Origin of the sequence: Cellulomonas sp. B6 (genome assembly GCF_001462455.1) — a bacterium.
Classification (GTDB): domain Bacteria; phylum Actinomycetota; class Actinomycetes; order Actinomycetales; family Cellulomonadaceae; genus Cellulomonas.
In genome coordinates this window covers 1-10,124 of record NZ_LNTD01000013.1, presented here as the reverse complement: position 1 = coordinate 10,124, position 10,124 = coordinate 1, and the positions used below count along the sequence as shown (strand labels likewise).

6 protein-coding genes and 1 pseudogene are annotated in these 10,124 nt (G+C 74.1%); 6 read left to right on the top strand and 1 reads right to left on the bottom strand.

Annotated elements, in window-relative coordinates:
• Positions 1-974: sugar-binding transcriptional regulator (locus tag ATM99_RS00950; RefSeq protein WP_082659102.1), on the bottom strand; the 974-nt coding region annotated here is incomplete at its 3' end.
• 175 nt (positions 975-1,149) lie between these two features.
• Between ATM99_RS00950 and ATM99_RS00945 the strand changes: the two genes are divergently transcribed.
• From ATM99_RS00945 to ATM99_RS00920, 6 genes and pseudogenes are all read left to right on the top strand, one after another.
• Positions 1,150-2,961: a glycerol-3-phosphate dehydrogenase/oxidase gene (locus ATM99_RS00945; RefSeq protein WP_062101088.1), complete on the top strand. Its 1,812-nt coding sequence runs from the start codon at positions 1,150-1,152 to the stop codon at positions 2,959-2,961.
• A gap of 119 nt (positions 2,962-3,080) precedes the next feature.
• Complete coding sequence (locus ATM99_RS00940; RefSeq protein ID WP_062101087.1) at positions 3,081-3,818, top strand: MIP/aquaporin family protein; 738 nt, start codon at positions 3,081-3,083, stop codon at positions 3,816-3,818.
• 44 nt (positions 3,819-3,862) lie between these two features.
• A complete protein-coding gene (glpK, locus tag ATM99_RS00935) occupies positions 3,863-5,383 on the top strand; it encodes a glycerol kinase GlpK (RefSeq protein WP_062101086.1) in 1,521 nt (506 codons plus the stop codon).
• A 240-nt stretch (positions 5,384-5,623) separates the two neighbouring features.
• On the top strand, positions 5,624-8,695 hold the full coding sequence (locus ATM99_RS00930; protein WP_150118042.1) for a fibronectin type III domain-containing protein: 3,072 nt from the start codon (positions 5,624-5,626) through the stop codon (positions 8,693-8,695).
• A gap of 135 nt (positions 8,696-8,830) precedes the next feature.
• The gene (locus tag ATM99_RS00925; protein WP_062101084.1) at positions 8,831-9,625 is read left to right on the top strand and encodes an exodeoxyribonuclease III; all 795 of its coding nucleotides are present in this window, start codon (positions 8,831-8,833) and stop codon (positions 9,623-9,625) included.
• Between the two features lie 106 nt (positions 9,626-9,731).
• Positions 9,732-10,124 (top strand): annotated as a pseudogene (locus tag ATM99_RS00920) (hypothetical protein); the annotation flags it as partial.

Below are 10,124 nucleotides of genomic sequence, written 5' to 3'. Positions count from 1 at the left end.
GGGTGCGCGTGGGGGCGCGACGACGCGGCCTCGACGAGCGCGGTCGCGGTGAGCTCGTCGACGACGAGGTCGGTGACGACGTCGGCGCGCAGCGCGGCCAGCAGGGGCGCGACCTTGTTGTCGCCGGCGACGACGCACACGCGTCGCGGCACGCGCTGCAGCTCCTCGGGCGTGGGGCCGGTCGCGCGGCTGTTGAGCGAGACGTCCTGCCAGGACCCGTCGGCGCGCAGGAAGACCGTGCAGACGTCGCCGACGACGCCCTCGTCGTGCAGGCGGCGCACGTCGTCCTCGTCGAGGTACCCGGCCGAGTAGACGTGCGACGGCACGGCGCCGGCGACCGCGCCCGCGGAGAACACGGCGATGTCGGCGCGGCGCTGCATGTCCAGCACGCGCTTGACCGACCGCTCGCGCCACATCGCGGCCTTGGTGTCGGGGAAGTCGAAGAACGCGGGGACGGAGAAGTGGTGCACGGCCGCACCGAACGCCGACCCGAACGACGAGATGAGGTCGGACGCGTACTCGACGCCCGACGTGCGCATGTTCGCGGCGCCGTTGAGCTGCACGACCGCGGACCCGCGCGTCGGCTTGGGCGCGAGGTACCGCGACACGGCCGCGAGCGTGGTGCCCCAGGCGATGCCCATGACCATGTCGGAGTCGAACCAGGACGCGAGCAGACGTGCGGCGGTCATCGCGACCTGGTCGAGCCGCTCGACCGACCCGGCGGAGTCGGGCACGGGGACGACGTACGTGTCGATGCCGTACGCGGCGGAGATCGAGCGACCGAGGCCCGGGGCGCGGGTGCTCGACGGGCGCAGCGTGATCTCGACGAGCCCGGTCTCCCGCGCGCGCTTGAGCAGGCGCGACACGGTCGAGCGGGAGGTGCCGAGATGACGAGCGATGACCTCCATCTTGAGGTCCTGCAGGTAGTACATGGACGCCGCACGCAGCACGTCCTGCTCCCGCTCCACGAACACCCGGCACCACCCCTCGTACGGACCATGGTCCCGTCAACCGTGCACGTTCGTGCACTCCGGTTGCGCGTCCGTTCTGGACGTGATGACGATAACCGGGACGCGCCCGGCGGGCGAGGGGGCCACCGCCGTCCGACGCGTCCGACCGCACGGCTCCACCCGGGAGGGGATCCACCGCATGAGGACCGCACCGCTGACGGCACAGGCACGCCAGGACGCTCTGGCGGCGATGCGCCGCAGCTCCGAACCCGGCGGCGAGCTCGACGTGCTGGTGATCGGGGGCGGCGTCACCGGCGCCGGCATCGCGCTCGACGCGGTCACGCGCGGCCTGTCGACCGCTGTCGTCGAGGCGCAGGACTGGGCCTCCGGCACGTCGAGCCGCTCGAGCAAGCTCGTGCACGGCGGCCTGCGCTACCTGCAGATGCTCGACTTCCACCTCGTGCGCGAGGCGCTCACCGAGCGCGACCTGCTCATCACGCGGATCGCACCGCACCTGGTCAAGCCCGTGAGCTTCCTCTACCCGCTGGAGAACCGGGTCTGGGAGCGCGCGTACGTCGGCGCGGGCGTCGCGCTCTACGACACGCTCGCGTCCGTCTCGGGCACGCGCCGCGCGATGCCGATCCACCAGCACCTCACCCGCAAGGGCATGGAGCGGCTGTTCCCCGACCTGCGGCACGACGCGGCGGTCGGGGCGGTCCGGTACTGGGACGCGAGCGTCGACGACGCGCGCCTCGTCGAGACGCTCGTCCGCACGGCCGTGAGCTACGGCGCGCACGCGTCGTCCCGCACGCAGGTCGTCGGGCTCGAGACCACCGACGGCGGCGCCGTCACCGGCGCGCGCGTGCGGGATCTCGAGACCGGCGAGGAGATCGCCGTGCGCGCCCGCCAGGTCATCAACGCCACGGGCGTGTGGACCGAGCAGACCGAGTCGCTCGCGGGCAGCGAGGGCGGCCTGCGCGTGCTGGCCTCCAAGGGCATCCACATCGTCGTGCCACGCCAGCGGATCGAGGGCAACACGGGCCTGATCTTGCAGACCGAGAAGTCGGTGCTGTTCATCATCCCGTGGTCCCGCTACTGGGTGATCGGCACGACCGACACCCCGTGGGAGCAGGAGCTCACGCACCCCGTCGCGACGAGCGCCGACATCGACTACGTCATCGACCACGCCAACCAGGTGCTCTCGCGCCCGCTGACGCGCGACGACGTCATCGGCACGTGGGCGGGCCTGCGGCCGCTGCTGCAGCCGGGCACCAAGGAGGGCACGTCGTCCGCCAAGGTGTCGCGCGAGCACACGGTCGCCTCCCCCACGCCGGGGCTCACGGTCATCGCGGGCGGCAAGCTGACGACGTACCGCGTCATGGCCAAGGACGCGGTCGACTTCGCGCTCGGGTCGCGCGCCACGACGCTCCCGTCGATCACGCAGGACGTGCCGCTGGTCGGGGCCGAGGGGCTGCGCGTCGTGCAGCGCCAGTCCCGCGCGATCGCGGCGCGCTACGGCTGGGACCGCCCGCGCATGGACCACCTGCTGCACCGGTACGGCTCGCTGCTGCAGGAGCTCACGGACCTGTGCGACGAGCGCCCCGAGCTCGCGCGGCCGCTGCCGCACGCGCCCGCGTACATCGGCGCCGAGATCGTCTATGCCGCGAGCCACGAGGGTGCGCTGCACCTCGACGACGTGATGATGCACCGCACGCGGCTCAACTACGAGCAGTCCGACAAGGGCGTGGGCGCGCTCGAGGAGATCGCCGACCTCGTGGCCCCCGTGCTGGGCTGGGACGACGCGACGCGGCGCCGCGAGATCGAGGCGTACGTCGCGCGCGCGGAGGCCGAGGACGCCGCGGCCGCCGAGCCCGACGACGCGGCGGCCGAGCGCGTGCGGCTGCGCGCCACCGACGTCGCGCCGCTCGTCCCGCTGGGCGACGAGGTCGACGCCGGCACCAAGCCCGGCTCGCCCGCCGGGCGCGGCACGTCCGGCCCGGCCGGCACCTGAGACCCCGGGGGTGCGGCGCCCCGCCGCACCGCACCCCCGGCACCCGCCGTCCCTGAGCGGGACGGTGACCACCCGCGGCGGGGGCCCGCGTGACAACGACGTCGACGGAAGAGGTCGAAGTGGACTACACGATCGGTGATGCGTTCCTCTCGGAGACGCTCGGCACCGCCCTGCTCCTGCTGCTGGGTGCCGGCGTCGTGGCGAACGTGATCCTGCCGAAGACCAAGGGCTTCGGCGGTGGCTGGCTGCTCATCAACTTCGGATGGGGCCTCGGTGTGTTCGCCGGCGTGTACGCGGCGTACAAGTCGGGGGCCCACCTGAACCCCGCGGTGACCATCGGCATCTGGGCGTCCGGCGCGGACGAGTTCGCCAAGGGCATCCCGGTGACCGCGGCCAACGGGTTCCTCTACGTGACCGCGCAGATGCTCGGCGCCGCGATCGGCGCCGGCCTGGCGTTCCTCGCCTACAAGAAGCACTTCGACCAGGACGCCGACCCGGCCGTGAAGCTGGGAGTGTTCTCGACCGGCCCGGAGCTGCGCTCGTACGGCTGGAACTTCGTCACCGAGGTGCTGGCGACCTTCGTCCTGGTGTTCATCGTGCTCGCGTTCGGCCCGACGCCCTCGGGCCTCGGCCCGCTCGCCGTCGCGATGCTCGTCGTCGGCATCGGCGCGAGCCTCGGCGGGCCCACCGGCTACGCCATCAACCCGGCCCGTGACCTCGGGCCGCGCATCGCGCACGCGCTGCTGCCCATCAAGGGCAAGGGCTCGTCCGACTGGGCCTACGCCTGGGTCCCGATCGCCGGCCCGCTGGTCGGCGGCATCCTCGCGGGCCTGCTGGCGCGCGTGTACTTCGTCTGACCCCCGACCCCACCACCACGTCAGCCCCGACGGAGGGATCCCGCATGACCGACCAGTTCGTCCTGGCGATCGACCAGGGCACCACCTCGACCCGCGCCATGATCTTCGACCACGCCGGCAAGGTCGTCTCGGTGGGCCAGAAGGAGCACGAGCAGATCTTCCCCAAGGCCGGGTGGGTCGAGCACGACCCGACGGAGATCTGGACCAACACGCGCGAGGTCGTCGGCATGGCGCTGGGCCGTGCGAGCCTCACGCACGAGCAGATCGCCGCGGTCGGCATCACCAACCAGCGCGAGACCGCCGTCGTGTGGGACCGCGAGACCGGTGAGCCGGTGTACAACGCGATCGTCTGGCAGGACACGCGCACGCAGAAGATCTGCGACGAGCTCGCGGCGCTGGGGGGCGGCGCCGAGCGCTACAAGGACAAGGTCGGGCTGCCGCTCGCGACGTACTTCTCGGGGCCGAAGATCCGCTGGATCCTCGACAACGTCGACGGTGCGCGCGAGAAGGCGGAGGCCGGGAGGCTGGCGTTCGGCAACACCGACTCGTGGGTGCTGTGGAACATGACCGGCGGCGTCAACGGCGGCATCCACGTCACCGACCCGACCAACGCGTCGCGCACGATGCTCATGAACATCGACTCGCTCACGTGGAACGAGGAGATCGCCGGCGAGATGGGCGTGCCCGTCTCGATGCTCCCCGAGATCCGCTCGTCGTCCGAGGTGTACGGCGAGGGCCGCAAGGGCGGTCTGCTGCCGGGCGTGAAGATCGCGGGCATCCTGGGCGACCAGCAGGCCGCGACGTTCGGGCAGGCGTGCTTCGAGGTGGGGCACGCCAAGAACACGTACGGCACGGGCAACTTCATGCTCATCAACACCGGCACCGAGCCGATCTCGTCGCAGAACGGCCTGCTGACGACCGTCTGCTACAAGATCGGCGACCAGCCGACCGTGTACGCGCTCGAGGGGTCGATCGCCGTGACGGGGTCGCTCATCCAGTGGCTGCGCGACAACCTCGGCATCATCTCGTCCGCGCCGGAGGTCGAGCAGCTCGCGGCCACCGTCGAGGACAACGGCGGCGCGTACTTCGTGCCCGCGTTCTCCGGCCTGTTCGCGCCGTACTGGCGCTCCGACGCGCGCGGCGCGCTCGTCGGGCTCACGCGGTACGTCAACAAGGGGCACATCGCGCGCGCGGCGCTCGAGGCCACGGCGTTCCAGACGCGCGAGGTGCTCGACGCCATGAACGCGGACTCGGGCGTCGACCTCACCGAGCTCAAGGTCGACGGCGGCATGGTCGCCAACGACGCGCTCATGCAGTTCCAGGCCGACATCCTCGGCGTCCCGGTGATCCGCCCGCAGGTCGCGGAGACCACGGCCCTGGGCGCCGCGTACGCCGCGGGCATCGCGGTCGGCTACTGGTCGGGCGAGCAGGACGTCATCGACAACTGGGCCGAGGACAAGCGCTGGGAGCCGTCGATGGACGGCGACGAGCGCGACCGGCAGTACCGGCTCTGGAAGAAGGCGGTCTCGAAGTCGTTCGACTGGGTGGACGACGACGTGCGCTGACCGCACGACGACCGGCGCGCCCGCGCGCCGGTGAGGACGAGGGCCCGGGGCGGGGAGGCTCCGGGCCCTCGCCCTGTCCGGACCGCCCGGTTCGCCCGCTGAGACCCGTGGGTGCTACCACCCCGATTCGCCGTCCAGGACGAACGTCCTGCTCGTCGTCCTTCACCTGCGGCTCCGCCCCGCCGATGGGGCCGAGGACGCACCTCGAGCCCCGGGGAGCGACGAGGAGCGGAGGGACGCATGCGAGTGCGTCGGTGGATCACGACGACGGTGGCGACGGTGCTCGCCGCGGGGACGGTGGCCGTGACGTCGACGGCCGCGCAGGCCGCGACCGCGGACGAGCTCGCGGCGGCCCTGCTGGGCGGCACGGACACGCTCGCCTCGGCCGCGCTCCTCGCGCCCGTGCAGGCGAACGGCGCGTCGGCGGCCGTCATGACGACCCCGGTGGCGGGGTTCCCGACCCGCGCGGGCGGGTCGTACGTGGTGCTGTCGTCCGGGCGGGCGGACGCGTTGATCGGCGCGCAGGGCACGGCGGCCAGCACGTCGTGGTCGTCCACCGCGGTGCGGCCCAGCGTCTACGACGTGACGACGCTGCGCGTGACGCTCGACGTCCCCGCGGGGGCCAACTGCCTGCTGGGCGTGAGCTTCCGCTTCCTGTCCGAGGAGTACCCGCAGTACGTGGGCGACGTGTACAACGACGCGTTCATCGCCGAGGTCGGCCAGAGCACCTGGACGATCGGGCCCGGCAACACGATCGTCGCGCCCGACAACTTCGCGTTCGACCCGCAGGGTCGCGTGCTCAGCATCAACTCCGGCCTGTTCGGCGCCGGTTCGTCGCCGGCCGCCGAGGCCGTGGGCACCGTGTTCAACGGCGCCTCGCCGCTGCTCACCGCCGCGGTCCCGCTGCAGGGCGGCACGCAGCAGGACCTGTTCTTCACGGTCTTCGACCAGAGCGACGCGACGCTCGACTCGGCCGTGATCATCGACAACCTGCGCGTCGGCACGGTCGCGGACGTCGCGACGCAGTGCCGGCCCGGCGCGCAGCAGGCGCCGTCGGAGATCACGGTCACCGCGCAGGCGCCGACGCAGGTCGACGCGGACGGCACGGCCGACGACACGTACACGGTGCCGGCCGTCGAGGGCGTCCAGTACACGGTCGACGGCACGCCCGTGGCGGCCGGCACGTACCCGGGCGCCGGCACGGTCGTGGTGACCGCGACCGCGCTGCCCGGCTACGTCCTCACCGGGGCGACCGAGTTCACGCTCGTCTTCACCGACGTCCGCCACGTGACGGCCGTCCCCCCGACGCAGGTCGACACGTGGGGCACCGCCGACGACACGTACACGATCCCGTCGGTCGACGGCGTGCAGTACCTCGTCGACGGCGCGCCCGTCGCCGCCGGCACGCACCCGGGCGCCGGCACGGTCGTCGTCGAGGCGTCCGCGCTGCCCGGGTACGTCCTCACGGGCCCGACGCGGTTCGAGCTGGTCTTCACCGACGTCCGCCAGGTCGCCGCGACCGAGCCGACGCAGGTGGACACGTGGGGCACCGCCGACGACACGTACACGATCCCTTCGGTCGACGGCGTGCAGTACCTCGTCGACGGCAGCCCCGTCGCGCCCGGCACCTACCCCGGCACCGGCACCGTCGTGGTGACCGCCGAGCCCGTCGAGGGTCACGTGCTGACGGGCCCCACCGAGTGGGTGCTCGCGTTCACCGACGTGCGGCAGGCCACCGCGGTCGCCCCCGGGTGGACCGACGCCGCGGGCACGGCCGACGACACCTACACGATCCCGTCGGTCGAGGGCGTGCGGTACTCGGTCGACGGCACGCCCGTCGCGGCCGGCACCCACCCGGGCACCGGCACGGTCGTCGTCGAGGCGAGCGCGCTGCCGGGCTACGTCCTGACGGGTCCGACCGCGTTCACGTTCGCGTTCACCGACGTGACCCCGGTCGCGGCCGTCGCCCCGGGCGTCCTGGACCGTCCCGGCACGGCGCTCGACCGCGTCGTGGTCCCGACGGTCCCGGGCGTCGTCTACCTGCTGGGCGACCAGGTCCTGGCACCGGGTGAGCACGCGCTCACCGGAACGCACGAGATCACCGTCCGCGCCGCGGACGAGCGCCACGTCCTCACCGGCCCGACGCGGTTCACCGTCGTGCTGTCGGACGCCGACGTGCCCGGGCAGGTCACGGGCCTGGCCGGCGGTGCCGGGCGCGAGCAGGTGTCCCTCACGTGGTCCCCGACGCCGACCGCGACCGGCTACCGCGTCCAGCGCAGCACGGACGGCAGCACCTGGACCGACGTCGCGACGACGGGCGCCCCGGCGGGCACCGTGCCGGCGACGGGCGGTGCCGCCTGGTACCGCGCGGCGGCGACGAACGACCTGGGCCAGGGCCCGTGGAGCGAGCCCGTGCAGGTCGCGCCCGCCCGGCCCGCCGGTGCGCCGCGCGTGACGTCGGTCGTGCCGGGCAACCGGTCGCTGACGGTGACGTTCGAGGCGCCCGGGTCCGACGGCGGCGCCCCGGTCGAGCACTACGAGTACACGGTCGACGGCGGCGAGACGTGGGTGCGGGTCGACGGGTCGCCGTTCGTGGTGCGGCGCCTCACCAACGGCACGACGTACGACGTCCGGGTGCGTGCCGTGACCGCGGCCGGGCCCGGTGCGGTCGGCACCGGCGCGGCCACGGCCCCGGCGGTCGTGCCCGTGACCGTCGGCAGCACCGACGGGACGCCGACGGTGCCGACGGTCGCCCCGGGCGCCGTGCTCGTGCGCTCGGACGACCGCCCCGTGGCGGCGACGCTGACCGCCGGGCCCGAGGGCGTCACGGTGCAGGGCGAGGGGTTCGCCGTGGCGCTGCGCGGGTTCGAGACCGACGGCTCGCCGCTCGCGGTGGACGGCGAGGGCAGGCTCGTGGTCGAGCAGGGCGGGTTCGTGGCCGTCACGGGCCACGGGTTCGCACCGGGCAGCGAGGTCGACGTGTGGCTGTTCTCGACGCCGACCCTGCTGGGCAGGGTCGCCGTGGGGGCTGACGGCACGTTCTCGGCGCGGCTCGCGCTGCCGCCGGGCATCCCGGCCGGGCTGCACACCGCCCAGCTGAACGGCACGGCGGCCGACGGCTCGCTGCGCTCGGTGGCCACCGGCCTGGTGGTCCGGGCGCCTGCGGACGCTCCCGCGGCGGTCGGCAGCGGGACGGCTGCGCTCGCCGTCACGGGAGGGGCCCCGGCGCCGCTGGGGATGCTCGGGCTCGTGCTGCTCGGCGCAGGCGCCGGACTCGTGCTCGCGGCGCGCCGCCGCACCGCGCAGGGCTGACCGCCCACGACGTCGGGCCCGCTCCCCGGGTGGGGGCGGGCCCGACCCGTGCCCGGGCCCCGCCGCGTCGGGGTGACACCGGTCCCGGTCGCGTGCCGGGCGCCGTGTCGGCGGGGCCGGGTAGCGTTCCGCCCCGTGCTGCTCGCGACCTGGAACATCAACTCGATCCGTGCCCGCGTGGACCGCGCCGTGGCCTTCCTGGAGCGCACGGGGGTCGACGTGCTCGCGCTGCAGGAGACGAAGGTCAAGGACGAGGCGTTCCCGCGCGAGCCGTTCGAGGCCCTCGGCTACGAGGTCGTCACGCACGGGTACTCGCAGTGGAACGGCGTCGCGGTCCTGTCCCGCGTGGGCGTCGCCGACGTCGAGCGCGGGTTCCCGGGGCAGCCGACGTGGGGCGACCCGGGCGCCGCCGAGGCGCGCGCGCTCGGCGTCACGTGCGGCGGCGTGCGCGTCTGGAGCCTGTACGTGCCCAACGGGCGCGAGGTCGGCGACCCGCACTACACCTACAAGCTCGACTGGCTCGCGGCGCTGCGCGACGCGGCGCAGGGCTGGCTCGAGGCCGACCCGCAGGCGCAGGTCGCGATGGTCGGGGACTGGAACATCGCGCCGCTGGACACCGACGTGTGGGACCCCGCCTGGTTCGCGGGCCGCACGCACGTCACGCCGGCCGAGCGCAGCGCGTTCGAGGCGTTCGCCCGCACCGGGTACACCGAGGTCTCGCGCACGCACCTGCCCGCCGAGCGCACGTTCACCTACTGGGACTACCAGCAGCTGCGGTTCCCGCGGAACGAGGGCATGCGCATCGACCTGACGTACGCGAGCCCCGCGCTCGCGGCGCGCGTCACGGGCGCGCGGATCGAGCGCGACGAGCGCAAGGGCAAGCAGCCGTCGGACCACGTGCCGGTCGTGCTGGAGGTCGCCGGCCCGTGACACGACCCCCGTCCGGGCGTGTCCACGCACCCGCACGGGTGGTACGCACGTGCAGCCGCGCGCGCTCAGGACGAAGCCGTCATCTCGGTCCACTAGATTCGGCGGCATGACGTCGACGCCCGAGGACCGCGAGACCCCCGACGCCGGGGCCGGTCCGGTCCAGGAGCCGCCCGCGGCCGAGCCCACCGTGTCCGAGCCGCCGGTCCCCGAGCCGTCCGCCGACGAGCCGTCCACCTCCGCGGCCTGGGGCACGTCGTCCTCCCCCGTGTACGGCGGTGCGGTCGAGACGCAGCCGCTGGCCGGCGCCGCGGCGACCCAGCCGCTGCCGCCCGCGGGCGACACCCAGCCGCTGTCCTGGACCGCACCCGCACCGACGGCGCCGCTGCCCGCCGCGGGGGCCGCCGAGCCCGGTGCGCCGCAGGACCCGTGGTCCGTGCGCACCGACGCGACGACCGGTGCACCGTCGTCGCCGTACGGGCCCGCGCCCACGCCGCCCCCG

What these genes read in the sequence shown, in the direction of transcription:
- ATM99_RS00945 (WP_062101088.1), top strand. Translation starts at nt 1,150, where the DNA reads ATGAGGACCGCACCGCTGACGGCACAGGCACGCCAGGACGCTCTGGCG.
- glpK (WP_062101086.1), top strand. Translation starts at nt 3,863, where the DNA reads ATGACCGACCAGTTCGTCCTGGCGATCGACCAGGGCACCACCTCGACC.
- ATM99_RS00930 (WP_150118042.1), top strand. Translation starts at nt 5,624, where the DNA reads ATGCGAGTGCGTCGGTGGATCACGACGACGGTGGCGACGGTGCTCGCC.